The 17,068-nt window shown below is 61.0% G+C and carries 15 protein-coding genes; 10 read left to right on the top strand and 5 right to left on the bottom strand.

Annotated elements, in window-relative coordinates:
* Positions 1-170: 170 nt before the first annotated feature.
* The 3 genes from I3J13_RS15010 (at position 171) to I3J13_RS15020 (ending at position 3,163) form a co-directional block, all read left to right on the top strand.
* A complete protein-coding gene (locus tag I3J13_RS15010; RefSeq protein ID WP_080818978.1) occupies positions 171-845 on the top strand; it encodes a response regulator transcription factor in 675 nt (224 codons plus the stop codon).
* On the top strand, positions 842-2,176 hold the full coding sequence (locus I3J13_RS15015) for a sensor histidine kinase (protein ID WP_196379305.1): 1,335 nt from the start codon (positions 842-844) through the stop codon (positions 2,174-2,176). Before I3J13_RS15010 ends, I3J13_RS15015 begins: the two co-directional genes overlap by 4 nt.
* A gap of 108 nt (positions 2,177-2,284) precedes the next feature.
* Positions 2,285-3,163 (top strand): DUF3313 domain-containing protein, encoded by an 879-nt coding sequence (locus I3J13_RS15020; protein ID WP_003521767.1) that lies wholly within the window; start codon positions 2,285-2,287, stop codon positions 3,161-3,163.
* Between the two features lie 62 nt (positions 3,164-3,225).
* Here I3J13_RS15020 and I3J13_RS15025 read toward each other — a convergent pair whose 3' ends face one another.
* Positions 3,226-4,134, bottom strand: coding sequence for a hydrogen peroxide-inducible genes activator (locus I3J13_RS15025; protein WP_196379306.1), 909 nt, complete (start codon positions 4,132-4,134; stop codon positions 3,226-3,228).
* 211 nt (positions 4,135-4,345) lie between these two features.
* Between I3J13_RS15025 and katG the strand changes: the two genes are divergently transcribed.
* Positions 4,346-6,517 carry a catalase/peroxidase HPI gene (gene katG, locus I3J13_RS15030; protein ID WP_196379307.1) on the top strand — a complete coding sequence of 724 codons (2,172 nt, stop codon included), beginning with the start codon at positions 4,346-4,348 and terminating at the stop codon, positions 6,515-6,517.
* A gap of 108 nt (positions 6,518-6,625) precedes the next feature.
* Here the strand turns inward: katG and I3J13_RS15035 are convergent, their stop codons facing one another.
* Positions 6,626-6,802, bottom strand: coding sequence for a hypothetical protein (locus I3J13_RS15035; protein WP_003521762.1), 177 nt, complete (start codon positions 6,800-6,802; stop codon positions 6,626-6,628).
* A 205-nt stretch (positions 6,803-7,007) separates the two neighbouring features.
* Between I3J13_RS15035 and I3J13_RS15040 the strand changes: the two genes are divergently transcribed.
* Positions 7,008-7,901, top strand: coding sequence for a helix-turn-helix domain-containing protein (locus tag I3J13_RS15040; RefSeq protein WP_003521761.1), 894 nt, complete (start codon positions 7,008-7,010; stop codon positions 7,899-7,901).
* A gap of 195 nt (positions 7,902-8,096) precedes the next feature.
* On the opposite strand, the gene I3J13_RS15045 is transcribed toward I3J13_RS15040, so the two are convergent.
* Positions 8,097-10,217 (bottom strand): TonB-dependent siderophore receptor, encoded by a 2,121-nt coding sequence (locus I3J13_RS15045; RefSeq protein WP_196379308.1) that lies wholly within the window; start codon positions 10,215-10,217, stop codon positions 8,097-8,099.
* A 221-nt stretch (positions 10,218-10,438) separates the two neighbouring features.
* Here I3J13_RS15045 and I3J13_RS15050 point away from each other — a divergent pair, with 221 nt between their 5' ends.
* The 4 genes from I3J13_RS15050 to I3J13_RS15065 are packed head-to-tail and all read left to right on the top strand — an operon-like array spanning position 10,439 to position 14,338.
* Positions 10,439-11,449 (top strand): iron-siderophore ABC transporter substrate-binding protein, encoded by a 1,011-nt coding sequence (locus I3J13_RS15050; RefSeq protein WP_196379309.1) that lies wholly within the window; start codon positions 10,439-10,441, stop codon positions 11,447-11,449.
* Positions 11,450-11,451: 2 nt separating this feature from the next.
* Entirely contained in the window at positions 11,452-12,489 is a 1,038-nt protein-coding gene (locus I3J13_RS15055; RefSeq protein ID WP_206696210.1) for a FecCD family ABC transporter permease, read from the top strand.
* On the top strand, positions 12,486-13,526 hold the full coding sequence (locus I3J13_RS15060; protein ID WP_196379311.1) for an iron chelate uptake ABC transporter family permease subunit: 1,041 nt from the start codon (positions 12,486-12,488) through the stop codon (positions 13,524-13,526). The genes I3J13_RS15055 and I3J13_RS15060 overlap by 4 nt, the downstream gene beginning before the upstream one ends.
* On the top strand, positions 13,523-14,338 hold the full coding sequence (locus tag I3J13_RS15065; protein ID WP_196379312.1) for an ABC transporter ATP-binding protein: 816 nt from the start codon (positions 13,523-13,525) through the stop codon (positions 14,336-14,338). The genes I3J13_RS15060 and I3J13_RS15065 overlap by 4 nt, the downstream gene beginning before the upstream one ends.
* On the opposite strand, the gene I3J13_RS15070 is transcribed toward I3J13_RS15065, so the two are convergent.
* Both I3J13_RS15070 and I3J13_RS15075 read right to left on the bottom strand, forming a co-directional pair.
* Positions 14,339-14,629 carry an addiction module antidote protein gene (locus I3J13_RS15070; RefSeq protein ID WP_003521755.1) on the bottom strand — a complete coding sequence of 97 codons (291 nt, stop codon included), beginning with the start codon at positions 14,627-14,629 and terminating at the stop codon, positions 14,339-14,341. It abuts the gene before it with no gap.
* Between the two features lie 149 nt (positions 14,630-14,778).
* Positions 14,779-15,651 carry a helix-turn-helix transcriptional regulator gene (locus tag I3J13_RS15075; protein ID WP_196379313.1) on the bottom strand — a complete coding sequence of 291 codons (873 nt, stop codon included), beginning with the start codon at positions 15,649-15,651 and terminating at the stop codon, positions 14,779-14,781.
* A gap of 134 nt (positions 15,652-15,785) precedes the next feature.
* On the opposite strand from I3J13_RS15075, the gene I3J13_RS15080 reads away from it, so the two are divergent.
* A complete protein-coding gene (locus I3J13_RS15080; protein ID WP_196379314.1) occupies positions 15,786-17,000 on the top strand; it encodes an amino acid ABC transporter substrate-binding protein in 1,215 nt (404 codons plus the stop codon).
* Positions 17,001-17,068 lie beyond the last annotated feature (68 nt).

Genomic DNA, 17,068 nt, shown 5'->3' on the forward strand with positions numbered 1-17,068 from the left:
GCACCTGCTTAAACAGCAAGGGCTTATGCTCCATAGCCCTGATTTCATGCTTTTTTTGGAGGGGAAACGGTTATGCGGCAGATTGGAAATGCTCCGCGTCTTCTTCTTCTTTGCCGCAATACTGCCGCAACCTTTCTGGCAGACAAGGGAATGCGAAGGGACGGTGACGCATGAGACTTCTGTTGATCGAAGACGAAAAGGAAATGGCGGATGCGCTGACGGCGACGCTCGGCAGGCAGGGCATCGTCATCGACCATACGATGTGGCTCGGCGATGCGATGGAGTTGACGCGCCAGCACGTCTATGACGCCATTCTGCTTGATCGCCGCCTGCCGGACGGGGAGGGACTTGCCTTCATTCCGCAGCTGCGCCATGCCGGCATCGACACGCCGATCATTCTGTTGACGGCATTGAACGAACCGGAAGACCGCATCGCTGGACTGGATGGGGGCGCCGACGATTATCTCGGCAAGCCGTTTCTCGTCGGTGAGCTGCTGGCGCGGGTGCGTGCGGTTCTAAGAAGGCCGGCAAACCTTGCACCCGCCGAGATCACCGCTGGCCGCATCGTCATCGATCCGCTCCATCTCAGCGTCACGATCAATTCCGTTCCCTTCGATCTGCCAAGGCGCGAGCTTGCGGTTCTCGTTGCGCTGGCGAAACGCAAGGGTAAATCCGTGCTGCGTTCCACGCTTGAGGCGGCCGTCTACAATTACGAGGAGGAGATCCAGTCCAATGCGCTCGACGCGCATATATCGCGGCTGCGAAAACGCCTGCTCGACGCCTCCGCAGGCGTTGGCGTCCATAATATTCGCGGCATCGGTTATCTGTTGAAGGAAGAGGCATGAAAGCGCAGGGCACCTCCAACTCGTCCTTGTGGTGGAAATTGAGCTGGCAGCTCAGCGTCGTCGTCTCCGCCATGATTGCCGTGGTCATCATCGGTCTCTGCTTTTACGGCATGACGATGCTTTCGCCCAATATTGCGCTCTGGGACGACCTGTCGGCGACACTCGATGAGTCGCTTTCGCTCGATCCGCAAAAAGGACTGGTCGTTACCGATGGCCCGGCATTGCAGGCCCTGAAAGCGGAGAACTCAACGCTCTGGTTCGTGGCTTCCACGCTGGACGGGCGGGTGGCGAGCTATGGCGCCGTGCCCGCCGTCTATGAGGAATTGTCGCCGTATCTGCATTTGCTGACGGATGCCGATATTCGCGGAGGAAAGGGCATTTCCGAGGTCGCCCTGGTTGAAAGCATGGAGACGAAGTGGGGTTCCGTAAGGGTCATGTTCGGCGGAACAACGCATATGAGGGGGCAGTTTTTGACGCTTCTTGCCGGAACCTACAAGATTTACGTTCCCCTCTTGGCTGTCATCTTGCCCGCCGTGTTCTTCTCGGTTCCCCGCATCGTGCGCGAGGCGCTTGCCGGCCTCAGTTCCGTCGTCAAAAAGGCTCCCGAGATCGATCCGCGCCGGCCGGGCTCGAAGCTTCCCGTCGAAGATGTGCCGCGGGAGGTGGTGCCCCTGATCCTCGCCTTCAACGGTATTCTCGAACGGCTCGAAGAGCAGTTTCGGGCGCGGCAGCGTTTTCTCATCGATGCGGCGCATGAGCTGAGAACTCCGATTGCGATCATGCAGACCCGGATAGAGGGCTTGCCGGGACCGGAGCAGCAACGCCTGATGGAGGATGTCGCGCGGCTTGGGGAGACCACCGAACAGCTTCTCGCCTTCGAAAGAAACGATCAGGTAAACGACCGGCGCGAAACGCTGGACCTCGTCGAGACGGCGCGCACCGTCGTTGCCGATCTCGCGCCGCTCGCGCTTGCGGCGGGCTACGATATCTCCTTCGAAACGCAGGTCGTGCGATATGAAATACTGGGCAACCCGTTCACCCTGCCGCGCGCCATCAGCAACATCGTGCGCAACGCCATCGACCATGGCGGGAACAGGGGGATGATCCACGTCTCGATTCTCGCCAGTGGCGAGATCGCGGTTTCCGATGAGGGGCAGGGGATAGCCGAAGATCAGCGGGAACGGATTTTCGAGCCCTTTTATCGCGTTACGCCGCGCAGCACCGGGGCCGGCCTTGGCCTCAGCCTCGTCAAGCAGATCGTCGCCAACCATAACGGGCGAATCTTTCTGGACAGCAGCGCCTTCGGAAGCACCTTCCGGTTACGTTTCTGAGCCTGCGTTGCGCGCGCTTTCAGGTGCGGGCAATTGTAATGTTGCCGCAATTTTCGCTGTCGTACCGTGTGGGGCACAGGATCAACCATGCCAACTGGAGTACGTGCAGTGAAACAACAGTGCAGTCTGTTTGCCCGGGCTTCCGGCGACAGGGCCTCCCGCAGTCGCGGCGTCGCCTTCGCCACCTTGCCCTTTGCCATCATCATGTCCGGCTGCACGTCCGTGCCGCTCAAGGAAGGCGGTACGCTGACCTCCTATGCGCAACTCAGCCCGGTCAAGGGCAAGTTCACCAAATCGCGCACCTTCGTGGACGCCAACGGACTGGCCGGCGTCAAGACCGTCGCCATCGTGCCGACCACCTTCTCCTTTGCGGCCTCGTCGCGGGTCACATCGGAAAAGGACCGTGTCCTTGTTTCGAATGCGCTGGATCGTGCCATCTGCGTCGCGCTCAGCGATAAATACCGGATTGCCGCGCTGGGCCAGCCGGCGGACATGACGGTGCGCACGGTCATCACCGATCTGGTGCCGACCGACAAGACCATGGCCGGAGTATCGACGGCCGTGACGCTCGGCAGCAACTTCGTCCTGCCGGTCAGCGTGCCGCGTCTTCCATTCGGGCTTGGCGGCCTCGCTGTCGAGGCGGAGGCGGTGGACAGCACCGGCGTGCAGCGCGCCGCAGCCGTCTGGTCCAAGGGCGCGAATTCCATCACCGGCAACGCCCGCGTCTCGGAAATCGGAGATGCCTACGAGCTTGCCGCCGATTTCTCCAACTACTTCTCGCGCATTCTGGTGACAGGCAAGGTCTCCGACGGGCTGAACCTCTCTATCCCCTCCGGCCATCGAATCCGGTCCGCCCTGGGTGGAAAACCGAAATATGTCGAATGCGATGCCTATGGACGGTCGCGCGGCCTGCAGGGCATGGTGGCCGACAAGTTCGGTGCGCCACCCGAATGGACCGACAGACCCGCAAAGGCCGCGTCGCGATAGGGCAGCCGCTATCGTTGCAGATCGCGCGCGTTACGGCGCGCGCGACAGTCCGAGCCGAGGACCTATGCCGCAAGACCGAGTTTCTGAAGGCCGCATTCGCGGACGATTTCGGCGATATGGCTGAATTGCGCCGAGAGCGGATTGCTCTTGCGCCACACGATGCCGATGGTGCGCGACGGGCGCGGTTCCGCCAGCCGGAACACAGAGACGGTGGATTGCCGTGTCTCCATATCGACGGCCATCTGCGGAATGAGCGTGACGCCGATGCCGGCGCCGACCATCTGTACGAGGGTGGAGAGCGAGGAGCCTTCCATCAGGACGCGCGGCGGCGCATTGGTCGTGCTGCAGAAGGAAAGCGCCTGGTTGCGGAAGCAATGGCCTTCTTCCAGCAGCAGCAGGCGCATTTCGCCCAGCTTGTCGGCGCTCGGCACCGGCATGCCCGCATCCTCCATCGGCCGCACCAGAATGAATTCCTCTGAAAACAGCGGAACCTCCTCCAGCGCCGGCTCCGAGACGGGCAGGGCGACGATCGCCATGTCCAGCCGGGCTTCCAGAAGGTCCTCGATGAGTTTCTGCGTCACCGCCTCGCGCGGGCGGGCCTCCAGTCCGGGATAATGCCGCGTGAGTGTCTTGATAATCTGTGGTAAAAGATAGGGTGCGACGGTGGGAATGACGCCGATGCGAAGGCGGCCGCTGAGCGGCCCATGCCGCGCCCGCGCCAGATCCTGCAACTCATCCACCGAACGCAATATCGAGCGGGTGCGTTCGGCGAATTCCTCGCCAAGCGCGGTCAGCCGGATCTGGCGGCTGCTCCGTTCGACGAGCGGCGCGCCGATCAGTTCCTCCAGTTCCCGGATCTGCAGCGACAGCGCCGGCTGGGAAATGGCGCATGCCTCCGCCGCCCGGCCGAAATGGCCGATCTTGGCCAGAGCGTCGAAATAACGGAGATGTTTCATGGAGAGCGCAATCATAAGCTCAGCATATCGCAGCCTTTAGAATATACAATTGGAAATTATGGAACCCGGCTGTTAGTCATCTTCATGACAGAAAGAAGCTGTAGCTGTGAGAGGTTACCAGCGTCGCTGCACGGTTTTCCCATGACCTGCCGCTGGCTCTGGCTCTCAACGCTGCACATGTCGAATTGATTATTTCGTTTAATTGCTAAACCCATCGGAGGGCGAAATGGACGCAACTTCAAAACCGGCTGGCAAGTGTCCTGTCATGCATGGAGGCAACACGGCCTCGGGTAAATCGGTGACCGAATGGTGGCCGAATGCGCTGAACCTCGACATCCTGCACCAGCACGACACCAAGACCAATCCGCTCGGCACCTCCTTCAACTATCGCGAAGCCCTAAAGACGCTCGATGTCGAGGCGTTGAAGGCCGATCTGCGCGCGTTGATGACCGACAGCCAGGAATGGTGGCCGGCCGACTGGGGCAGCTATGTGGGCATGATGGCCCGCGTTACCTGGCATGCGGCGGGTTCTTACCGTGTGACTGACGGCCGCGGTGGCGCCAACACCGGTAACCAGCGTTTTGCGCCGCTCAATTCCTGGCCGGACAACGTAAACACCGACAAGGGCCGCCGTCTGCTGTGGCCGATCAAAAAGAAATACGGCAACAAGATTTCCTGGGCAGACCTTATCGCGCTCGCCGGCACCATTGCCTATGACGTCGCCGGTCTGAAGACCTTCGGCTTCGCTTTCGGCCGCGAAGATATCTGGGCTCCGGAAAAGGACACCTATTGGGGCGACGAAAAGGAATGGCTGGCGCCGAGCGACGGCCGTTACGGCGACGTGACCAAGCCTGCGACGCTGGAAAACCCGCTTGCCGCCGTGCAGATGGGCCTCATCTACGTCAACCCGGAAGGCGTGAACGGCAAGTCCGATCCGCTGGCGACGGCGGCGCAGATGCGCGAAACCTTCGCCCGCATGGGCATGGATGACGAGGAGACCGTGGCGCTGACCGCCGGCGGCCACACCATCGGCAAGTCGCATGGCAATGGCAGCGCCGCCAACCTCAGCCCCGATCCGGAAGCCGCAGGCCCTGAATATCAGGGTCTTGGCTGGATCAACACCAAGGGCCGCGGCATCGGTCGCGACACGGTAGTATCCGGCATCGAAGGCGCGTGGACGAGCGAGCCGACCAAGTGGGACAACGGCTTCTTCAAAATGCTGTTCAAGCATGAGTGGACGTTGACCCACAGCCCCGCCGGTGCATCGCAATGGGCGCCGATCACCATCGCCGAGGAAGACAAGCCTGTCGACGTCGAGGATGCCTCGATCCGCACCATCCCGATGATGACCGATGCCGACATGGCCCTGAAGGTCGACCCGGTCTACCGCGAGATTTCGCTGAAGTTCAAGGACGATCAGGACCATTTCTCCGAGGTCTTCGCCCGTGCTTGGTTCAAGCTGACCCACCGCGACATGGGGCCGAAGTCCCGTTACATCGGCCCGGATGTTCCGGCGGAAGACCTGATCTGGCAGGATCCCATCCCCGCAGGCTCCACCAGCTACGATGTCGCTGCCGTCAAGGCGAAGATCGCGGCTTCTGGCCTTTCCGTTGCCGATCTGGTTTCGACCGCCTGGGACAGCGCCCGCACCTTCCGCGGTTCGGACAAGCGCGGCGGCGCCAATGGCGCACGCATCCGCCTCGCACCGCAGAAGGACTGGGAAGGCAACGAGCCCGCCCGCCTTTCCCGTGTGCTCTCGGTTCTGGAACCGATTGCCCGTGAAACCGGCGCGAGCATCGCGGATGTGATCGTTCTGGCCGGCAATTACGGTGTGGAACAGGCGGCGAAAGCGGCCGGCTTCGACATTGCCGTGCCTTTCGCGGCAGGCCGTGGCGATGCTTCCGCCGAACAGACGGATGCCGACAGCTTTGCGCCGCTGGAACCGCTGGCGGATGGTTTCCGCAACTGGGTCAAGAAGGACTATGTCGTCAGCCCCGAAGAACTGCTTCTGGACCGCGCCCAGCTCCTCGGCCTGACCGCGCCGGAACTGACAGTGCTCATCGGCGGCCTGCGCGTCATCGGCAGCAATTACGCCGGTACGGCGCATGGCGTGTTTACCGACAAGCCCGGCGCGCTGACGACGGACTTCTTCACGACGCTGACGGACATGGCCTATTCCTGGGTTCCGACCGGCAACAATCTCTATGAGATTCGTGACCGCAAGACCGGGGCCGCCAAGTACACGGCGACCCGCGTGGACCTCGTCATCGGTTCGAACTCCATCCTGCGCGCCTATGCGGAAGTTTATGCGCAGGACGACAGCAGGGAGAAATTCGTGCGTGATTTCGTCGCCGCCTGGACGAAGGTGATGAACGCCGACCGTTTTGACCTTCTGTAAGAAAAGGCCGACTGTTTAATGATAATGCACCTCCCTGAGCGATCGGGGAGGTGTTTTTTCTATCTGTGGGTTGGCGAGGACGCATCAGCGACCGCTCGATCCGGGATGCTATCGCCGGTCAGAAGCCGCAACCGGTTTGCCCGATGAAGATTTTTCTGCCTTTGCCGAGGGAGCTTTGCCGCTCTTTTCGTTTTCGTGCGCATCCGGCCCGGCCACGATGACGCCACGGCCCTTCTCTTCGCGTTTCTTGTCCGCGAAGTTGCCCGGTTCCTTTTTGCTGTCCATTGATAATCTCCCGTGTTGCGTTGCTGTCAGGAGTTCAACGGGCGTTTCGCTCAGAGGTTCCAGAGCTGTCGCGTCAGCGAATGTTTCTCTTTATAACGATCTTTGCTATTAACATGAATTGATAAGTCATGTTATTGGGGCATGGCGCGGTGCGCGCGTCTTTCCATACGCTCACCCCAGACCCGACAACCGGACGGTACCCGCATTGAGTTTCTGGCATTCCATGACCTGGCACACGGAAGGGATCAGCGTCACTGCGCCGGTGAAATGGCGCCAGTTCGACGGGCTGGTCAGTGCTTTCTGGGAAGCGGAAAGCCAGATGGGAGCCAAGGGTTATTATCTGGCCGCCGATCCGCGCATCATGATCTTTTTCAACGATGTCTCCTCACGCATCAGCATGTCCAACCGAAACGGCGAATTTACCAACCATTCGCGGCCAATGACACGGGCGGTTTATGTGCCGGCCGGCGTACCGATGTGGACGAGCAGCAGCGCCACGCATCGGTTCTCTCATCTCAACCTGCATATTCACAAGGATCGCCTGCTGCGTTTTCTCTCGCCCTCGGTCGGCAGTTCGGCGGCGATGACGGCGCTGCGCCGTCCGGTCGAGATACAGGACATCGGTTCGGTGGAAACCCTTGCCGGCCTGCTTGTCGATGAGCTGGCTGAACCCTCGAAACATGCGGTCTATGCGGAAAGCCTCGTCGGCAGCATCGTTGCCGGCCTGCTGGATATTCCCGGCCCTTCGCCGGAGCAGGCCAATGGCAGGCTGACGCAGGCGCAGTTGAACAAGCTTCTTGCCCAGGTCGAAAAGCGTGGCGACGACCGTATGACGGTTGCCGAAATGGCCGATATTGTCGGGCTTTCGGAAAGCTGGTTCGCCACCGTATTTCGCCAGACCACCGGCAAGACGCCGCTGCAATGGCAATTGGAGCGGCGCATCAATGCCGCCCAGAAACTTCTGCTGGAAGGCGATCTGACGGTGGCCGATATCGCCGCCCAGCTCGGCTTTTCCGATCAGGCTCATCTGACCAAGGCTTTCCGCCAGTCGGTGGGCAACACGCCGGCCGCCTGGCGACGGCTGCACAGGCTGCTTTGAAGCTGGGTGAGGTCGATGCGCAGTGTTTTGGTGAGGCGCGCAAACCTCACCTTTCGTCATCCTCGGGCTTGTCCCGAGGATCTGCGACCTTCAGACTTGATGAGACGTGGTTAGATCCTCGGGACGAGCCCGAGGATGACGTTGTACATTAGGGAAATTATGCAATATATTGAAAAATATTGCTAATATCGATTTTTACCATGTCTTTCGCAAGGTCACGGAAAACGCCCGGCCGGGATTGTAAAAGTCAGCGCCGAACCCGCCATAAGAGACGTGTTTTTCGTTGAAGATGTTGGAAACATTGACGTCCAGCGAGGCGGTTTCCTGAATCTTGTAGCTGAACGCCGCATCCACGGTCACGCTGCTTCCGGTTTCGACCTTGTTGGCATTGTCGAAATAATAAGCGCCGGTATAGCGGCCGCCGAGACCGAAGGTCATGTCGCCGAAATGGTCGTTGCCCGCAAGCGTGTAGTTGACCCATAGCGAAGCCTGATGCTCGGGCACGAATTGCGGCCGGTTGCCGACATTGCCGCCGGTGCCGTTTTCAGTGATTTCCGCGTCGAGATAGGAATAGGCCGCCGTCAGGCTGAGATTGTCGGTCACTTCCGCCTTGGCTTCGAGATCGAGACCGCGCACGCGCACCTCGCCGATGGTCGTGGGCAGGCTGGTGATCGGGCTGGTGACGGTGATGTTGTTCTTCTTCAGATCGTAGATCGAGGCGGTGAACAGGGCCGGGAACGCGTCCGGACGATATTTCACGCCGAGTTCGATCTGTTCGCCGCGTTCGGGCTCTACCGTCAGGCCAGATGCCGGCACCACCGATTCGGCGTAGCTGATATAGGGCGCGATCTCGTTGGTGATCTTGTAGGACACGCCGATACGCTTGGTCAGTTCGCTGATGTCGCCGCTCGCCGAGGTGCCGCGCAGGCGGTTGGTCTGTTCGGTGTCGATCCAGTCGTTGCGCAGGCCGGCGCTGACGATCAGCCTGTCGAAGAAGGTGAAATCCTGCTGGAGATAGATCGCCTTGGTCTTCTGGTCCGTCAGGGAGTCGGCATAGAGCGGCACTGAAACGGGTGCGCCGGTATAGACCGGGTTCATCCAGTTGATGCTCGGCGCAGCGCCGAAGTAGCTTTTGCTGCCGGAGGTGTAGTCATTGTAGAAGACGCCGACGAGGCTGCGGCTTTCGACATTGTCAAACCGCGTATCGTATTGCAGGCGCGTGTCGATCAGGAAGTTTTCGGTCTCCGTGTCGTTGCCGAAATAGGACCGGTTGGCGATTGTCGAGCCGTTGGTCGGCGTGGACGAGATATAGGCATAACCGAAGTCGGTATTCGCCTTGCTGTAGCGGGCGTTGGAACTCAGCGTCAGGCCGGAGCCGAAATCGTGATCGAACATCACGCTCAGCGAATTGCGGTTTGTACCGCGATAATTGTAGTCCGGTTCGCCGAAGAAACGGCTCCTGTCGAAATGCGAGCCGACAGGATGGCCGCCGCCGCCCGGAACGCCATCCTTGTTGAGATGATCGTAAACCACGGTAAGGCTGGTGACGTCCGTGGGACGCCATGTCAGGCCGCCCATGAAGAATTTCTCGTCGTCACGGGAATAGTCATATTCCGCATCGGCATTTCTGAGCTTGCCGGTCAGGCGATAGGACAGCGTGTCGTCGCTGGTGATGTTGTCGCCAAAGTCGAAGCCGGTTTCGGCGCGGCCATAGGAGCCGCCGGTGACATAGACTTCACCGAAACGGGTGCGTTTCGGCACCTTTGTGGAATAATTCACCGAGCCGCCGGGATCTGAGACGCCAAAGGTGGTGGAATTGCCGCCCTTCAGCACTTCCACCCGCTCATAGGCATAGGTTTCTTCGCGCAGCGCGCCGAAGGGACGGCCAAGCGTCAACCCGTCGCGATAGGTATAGGCGTCGAAACCGCGAATCTTGAAATAGTCGAACCGGTCGTCGGAGCCGTAAAAATCCGTGGTCACACCGGCGGTATATTGCAGCGCTTCTTCCACGCTCTGTACACCGCGCTGCTGCATTTCCTTGGCGGTGATGACCGAGACCGAGGCCGGTGTGTCGAGAATATCGGTCGCCATCTTGCTGCCGCTCGTCGTGCGGGTGGCGACGATGGACTTCTGGTCATTGTCACCGCTTTCGATGGTGATCCGTTCCAGAACCGTGCTGCTGTTTGTATTGGCAGCCTCCTGCGCCAGCAAGGCGCCGGGCAGGGTGGCGACAAGCGCCGTGCAGGCAAGCAGCGCCGCATCCTGATAACGGCGTCGCGCGGTTTTGCGGTGTCTGCCTTCGGTTTCGATATTCATTGGTATGTTCCAGAAGTTGATGCCCCGATCGCCGCTTCCACGGCCCACTCTCGAAACGCCCAATAACTTGAGAAAGTTTGTCCGGTATTGTAACTTTCTGCGGTTTTGTACAAAACCCCGGAAATTTCACCGCTGTTGCGACGGCATTTCTTGCCTGGGCTTGACGGAGGCAATTGAAGCTGAGAGTTCAAGTCCACTTTTGAACTTTTGAGAGCTCGCCAATGCTTCGCCCGTTCCGCCGCCTCATGCCGGTATTTGTGCTTTTCCTGTCGCTGATCGCACCGAATATGGTCTCGGCGGAGGAGACGACCAGCTATCCCGTCGTCATCAAACATGCGTTCGGCACAACCACGATTGCGAAGAAACCACAGCGGGTCGCGACTGTCGCCTGGGCGAACCATGAGGTGCCGCTGGCGCTCGGCATCGTGCCTGTCGGTTTTGCGGCGGCCAATTTCGGCGATGATGACGGCGATGGCCTGCTGCCATGGGTGGCGAAGCGGCTTACCGAACTCAACGTGGCAAAACCGGTGCTGTTCGACGAGGGTGACGGCATCGATTTCGAGGCCGTGGCGGCGACGCAGCCGGATGTCATCCTTGCCGCCTATTCAGGCCTCAGCCAGTCCGACTACGATACGCTGAGCCAGATCGCCCCTGTCGTCGCCTATCCCGTTTCTCCCTGGGCGACGGACTGGCGCGAGATGATCCGGCTGAACAGCGCCGGGCTTGGCATGGTCGCGGAAGGTGAGGCGCTCATCAAACGCATCGAGGGTGAGATCGCGCAGGTCGTTGCCGGCCACCCGCAGCTGAAGGGCAAGTCGGCCATGTTCGTCACCCATCTCGACGCCACCAATCTCAGTGTCGTCAATTTCTATACGGCTAATGACACCAGGGTGAAGTTCTTCGCCGATCTTGGGCTTGCCTCGCCGAAAAGCGTCGTGGAAGCGACGAAGCCGGGGCAATTCGCCGCCGGCGTCAGCGCCGAACGTGTCGATGCCTTCGACGATGTCGATATCGTTGTGACCTATGGCAGTGAGCCGCTGCTGAACGCCATGCGCGCCGATCCGCTTCTCGCCCGCATGCCGGCCGTTGCCAACGATGCCATCGTCATGCTGGGCCGCGACCCGCTCGGCACCGCCTCCAATCCCACGCCGCTGTCGATTTCGTGGGTGTTGAAGGACTATGCCGATCTTCTGGCAAAGGCTGCGGATAAATCCTCCGGGAAATCGCAGTGACGATGTCTGGACCCGGCAAAGCGACGGCGGTGCTGCTCGCCGGCCGCTCCAACCGCGTGCGAACGGCTTGGCTCGGCGCGATGCTGGCGCTTCTCGCGCTGCTCTGTGCGCTGTCCTTCGCCATCGGCACGCGTGACGTCGCTTTTGCGGATATTGTTGGCGGGCTCAGCGGCCGCGTCGAGACGGTTGCGGAGGCGGCGGTTGCCGTACGCTTGCCGCGCACGCTGCTTGCCCTGCTTTCCGGCGCCGCACTCGGGCTGGCCGGGGCCATCATGCAGGGTGTCACCCGCAATCCGCTTGCCGATCCCGGCATTCTCGGTGTGAATATGGGGGCGTCGCTCGCCGTTGTCATCGGCATCGTCTGGTTCGGCATCGCCTCGGCTCAGGCCTTCATCATGGTCGCAATTGCCGGGGCGGGGGTATCGGCGGTTTTCGTTTATGTTGTCGGCTCGCTTGGGCGAGGCGGGGCGACCCCGCTGAAACTTGCACTTGCGGGTGCTGCCACCTCCGTCGCCTTTTCCTCGCTCGTCATTGCCGTCGTTCTGCCACGCAGCGATATTGCCGGCGGCATCCGCTCCTGGCAGATCGGCGGCGTCGGCGGGGCGACTTTCGAGCGCATCGAGACCGTGCTGCCCTTTCTGGCCGCCGGTTTCATCATCAGCCTGCTTTCGGCGCGCAAGCTGAATTCCCTGGCGCTCGGAGATGAACTCGCCGCCGGGCTTGGCGAGAATGTTGCCGTCGCCCGAGCCGTAGCCTCCTTCGGCGCCATTCTGCTCTGCGGCGCAGCCACCGCCATTTGCGGGCCAATCGGTTTTGTCGGGCTTGTGGTGCCGCATCTCTGCCGTCTGCTCGTCGGGGTGGACAATCGCTGGCTTCTGCCGTTCTCGGCGCTTGGCGGGGCGTGCCTGCTGCTTGCCGCCGATATTGTCGGGCGCATCGTGGCGCGGCCGTCGGAACTCGATGTCGGCATTGTCACCGCCCTTGTCGGCGCGCCTTTCTTCATCTGGATTGTCAGACGCCAGAGGGTGCGGGAATTGTGACCATATACGCTCCCGTCATTGAAAATCTCGTCTTCAATCGCCATGCCCGCCAGCGCCGGCGTCGCCTTGTCATCGCTGCCCTGTCGGCGCTTCTGATTGCCGCTTTCGCAACAACGCTGATGCTCGGGCAATCTTTCACGCCGCCCGGTGATGTCGTTCGCGTTCTGCTGGGGGAGGACATTGCCGGCGTCACCTTCACCGTCGGGCAGTTGCGCCTGCCGCGCGCGCTGCTGTCGATTCTGGCAGGCCTGAGCTTCGGGCTTGGCGGCGTCGCCTTCCAGATCATGCTGCGCAACCCGCTCGCCAGCCCTGACATTATCGGCATCAGTTCCGGGGCGAGCGCTGCGGCCGTTTTCGCCATCGTCGTCCTGCAGATGAACGGGCCGCTGGTCTCGGCCTTCGCCGTCGCCGCCGGTCTTGGCGTCGCGCTTCTCGTCTATCTCCTGTCCTTCCGCAACGGCGTGGCCGGAACGCGGCTGATCCTCGTCGGCATCGGCGTTTCCGCCATGCTGGAAAGCTTCATCGCCTATATCCTCTCCGTTGCGCCGGCATGGACGTTGCAGGAGGCGATGCGCTGGCTGACCGGCAGCGTCAACGGCGCGAAAATCGCGCAGTTGCTGCCGCTCCTCATCGCCCTCATCCTTTTCGGCGGCCTGCTCCTCAGCCGTGCGCGCGATCTGGAGGCTTTGAGACTGGGTGACGACGCCGCAGCAGCGCTTGGTGTGAGGGTGGGGCGAACCCGCATCATCGTCATCATCGCCGCCGTGGGCATGATCGCCTTTGCAACGGCGGTCTCGGGTCCCATCGCGTTTGTCGCTTTCCTCTCCGGGCCGATTGCGGCGCGCATTGTCGGCAGCAACGGCTCGCTGCTCCTTCCTGCGGCGCTGGTTGGGGCGGCGCTGGTGCTGGTGGGCGATTATTGCGGCCAGTTCCTGTTGCCGGGCCGTTACCCGGTCGGCGTCGTTACCGGCGCGCTCGGTGCACCCTATCTGATTTACCTGATCGTGCGGGTCAACCGCAGCGGAGGCTCGTTATGACCGGCCACTCCCTTTCCGTGAACGGCCTGTCGGCCGGCTACGGCGAAAACCTCATCATCGACGGGCTGGATCTCACCGTCCCGCACGGAAAGATCACCGTCATCGTCGGCGCCAATGCCTGCGGCAAGTCCACTCTGCTGCGCAGCATGTCGCGGCTCATCACGCCGCGCGCCGGTCAGGTTCTGCTCGATGGAAAATCGATCCATCGTCTTCCCTCGCGCGACCTCGCACGGCGCATGGGCCTTTTGCCGCAATCGCCGATAGCGCCGGAGGGCATTGTGGTTGCCGATCTCGTCAGCCGTGGCCGGCACCCGCATCATGGCCTGTTCGCCCGCTGGTCGCGACAGGACGACGAGGCCGTCGCCGCAGCCCTTGTCGCCACCGATACGGTGGAACTGGCCGAGCGGCCGGTGGACGAGCTTTCCGGCGGCCAGCGGCAACGCGTCTGGATCGCCATGGCGCTCGCCCAGCAGACAGACATATTGCTGCTGGATGAACCGACCACCTTCCTCGATATCAGCCACCAGGTCGAGGTGCTGGATCTTCTGATCGACCTCAACCACGCCCGCGAGACCACCATCGTCATGGTGCTGCACGATCTCAATCTCGCAGCCCGTTATGCCGATCATCTTGTCGCCATGAGGGACGGGAAGCTGCATGTCTTCGGCACGCCGGAGGAAGTATTGACAGAGGAGAATGTCCGCCACGTCTTCGGCATCGAAAGCCGGGTCATCAAGGATCCGACCTCGGGCAAGCCGATGATGCTGCCGATCGGGCGGCACCGGACGGTGGCTGATGACGTCAGGCGCTGATCATGCCGCCTTGTGTTTGCTGGTGAGCTGAAAGCCCAGGGAGTTGAGGACGGCTATCGTTGTTTCTAACGTCGGATTCCCAGCCTCGCTGAGCGATTTGTAAAGATGCTCTCTGGCAAGTCCGGTTTCACGCGCTACCTGCGTCATACCCTTTGCGCGCGCGATAACACCAAGCGCATTTGCGATGTATGCCGCATCATTGGTTGCGAACGCATCCTCCAGAAACACCTCAATGGCTTCATCGCTCTTGAGGTGTTCAGCGGGATCAAAGTTCGTAAACTTCTCAATCATCGTCATCACTCCATTGCGCCGCAATCTGCTTCGCGGCTTTGATGTCCTTCTCCTGCGTACTCTTGTCCCTGCCGGTCAGACCGCACAGAAGGTGGCCGGACCGCAATGATTGCGATAGGCCATGGACATTACATCCTTATGCCAAGACGTCACGGCCAAGCCGCATAGGATGGTGGTGGCACGTTCTGCATTCGCGTTGCCGTTCTCCTGAAACGGCCGGGAGACGTGCCCTCGTTGCGGGTGAAGAAGCGATTGAAATAACCGGGGTCCTGAAATCCCAATCGGAATGCGATTTCAGCGACTTGCAGCGATGAGTTTAGAAGAAGATCGCGCGCTTCGGAGAGCAGTTCGCGATGAATATAGGCCTGTGGCGAAAGCCCTGTCGCTTTGCGTACCGCAAATCCAAGACGTTCGCGGTTGACGTCGAGTTGCCTCGCATAGTCTTCCACGCCCCATTGATCGCGTTTGTGCTGGCTGACCAGCAGCACAAAACGCTCGGTGAGGCTGCCGGGCGTGGAGACGGCTGCGGCAATATCGGCGATGGCGTGCTGGCAGATGCGAATGAGCGTGACGGAGAGCAGGCTGGCGATAATCGTGTCCGAACCGGTTGTCGCGCGGACATTTTCGCTGGCGATGGTCTCGAGATAACCCGCCAGTTCTTGCCGGTCCTTCTCTGCCGGCGCCTGCGTCAGAACACGCTGCAATATATTGCGCACGGCGCTTGCGCTCGTGCCGGTCGGCATCGCATGGGCGAGCCCGATTTCCGTCGTCCCCAGCAGCGATCCACGGCTTCCGGCAGCCAGCCGCAGGCGGCCGGCGGGGCCGATGGGCAGCCAGACAAGCCCCGGTGCCGGGACAGGCAGCGTCTTTTCACCCAGTATGATCTCCGCTTCCCCGGCGGAAAGGAGAAGCAGATGGGCGCTATCCGATTCCAGCCGGAATTCGGATATGCGCAGCGTCGAGGCGAGGGTGCGCGCCGTGATCTCCACGCGATTGCCGGCAATCTGGCTGTGCAGCGGCATTCGGCCTCCAAAAGTACAATAATGCGCTACATTAGTGCATTTTATATGCGGCTGTCATTGCTAAACTTTGATCAGCGCAGGGGAAAGCCTTGAGGAGAACGGCAACCCCGATAAGGCGCTTTGGGAGGAACATCATGAATAATCTGAAGCGCAGAACGCTGTTCTGCCTGCTCTCCGGTGCTGCCCTGTCGGCGGTATCTTTCGGTCACGCCATTGCGCAGGACCGCGCCTCGGTGAAGATCGGTTATGCCGTTTCCAAAAGCGGCGCCAATGCCACGGGTGCTGGCATCACCACCATTCCGAACTACAAATTATGGGTGAAGGAGGTCAACGATGCCGGTGGCCTCACTTTGCCGGATGGCAAGCGCCTGCCGGTGGAAGTGGTGGAGTATGACGACCGCTCCTCGGCCGAGGATGCGGTGCGGTTCACCGAGCGTCTGGCCAGCCAGGACAAGGTCGATTTCATTCTGCCGCCCTGGGGCACGGGCTTCAATCTGGCCGTTGCGCCGCTTTACGACCGTTTCGGTTATCCACAACTGGCTGTGACCGGCGTGACCGACAAGGCGCCCGATTTCGCGGCGCGCTGGAAAAAGAGCTTCTGGATGCTGGGCGGTGGTCATGACTATGCCAATGCGCTTGCCGATGTTTTGAAAGCCGCGCGCGATGCCGGCCAGATCAATGACAAGGTCGCGGTGATTTCCGTTGCTGACGGTTTCGGCATCGATCTCATCAAGGCCGCGCGGCCGGCGCTGAAGGAAGCGGGTTTTACGCTTGCCTATGACAAGACGTATCCGGTCGGCACTTCGGATTTCGCAGCACTTGTGAACGAGGCGGCGTCGAGCGGTGCGGACAGCTTCATCGCCTTTTCCTATCCGCCCGACAGTTTCGCGGTGACGAAACAGGCGCAGACGGCGAAGTTCAACCCGAAGGTGCTTTATGTCGGCGTCGGCGGTGCTTTCCCGATCTTCCCGAAGGTCTCCGATGGCAAGCAGGAGGGCGTGATCAGCATCGGCGGCGTCGATGGCAGCAGCGACAAGATCGAGGACTATTTCAAGCGCCACGAAGCCTTCATCGGCACCAAACCGGACAGCTGGGCAAGCGCCATCACCTATGCCAGCCTCGAAATGCTGGCCCAGTCCATCCAGCGCGTCGGCCTCGACAAGGCGGCAGTGGCAAGTGAACTCTCGACGGGAAGCTTCGAGACCGTCATCGGCCCGGTCAAGCTTGAAGACAACCAGCTTCGCCAGCTCTGGTGGGCCGGGCAATGGCAGGGTGACCGTTTCGTGGCGATTGCGCCCGCAGACCGCGCAGGTGCGGCCAAGCCGGTCGTTCCGAAGCCGCAATGGTGAACCTTTGCCGGCCGGGGCCGTGAACCCCGGCCGGAAGGCTTCGGCCATCTTCCATACTGGAGACATTC

The sequence above is a fragment of the Agrobacterium leguminum genome (assembly GCF_015704895.1).
In the GTDB taxonomy this organism is placed as follows: Bacteria; Pseudomonadota; Alphaproteobacteria; order Rhizobiales; family Rhizobiaceae; genus Agrobacterium; species Agrobacterium leguminum.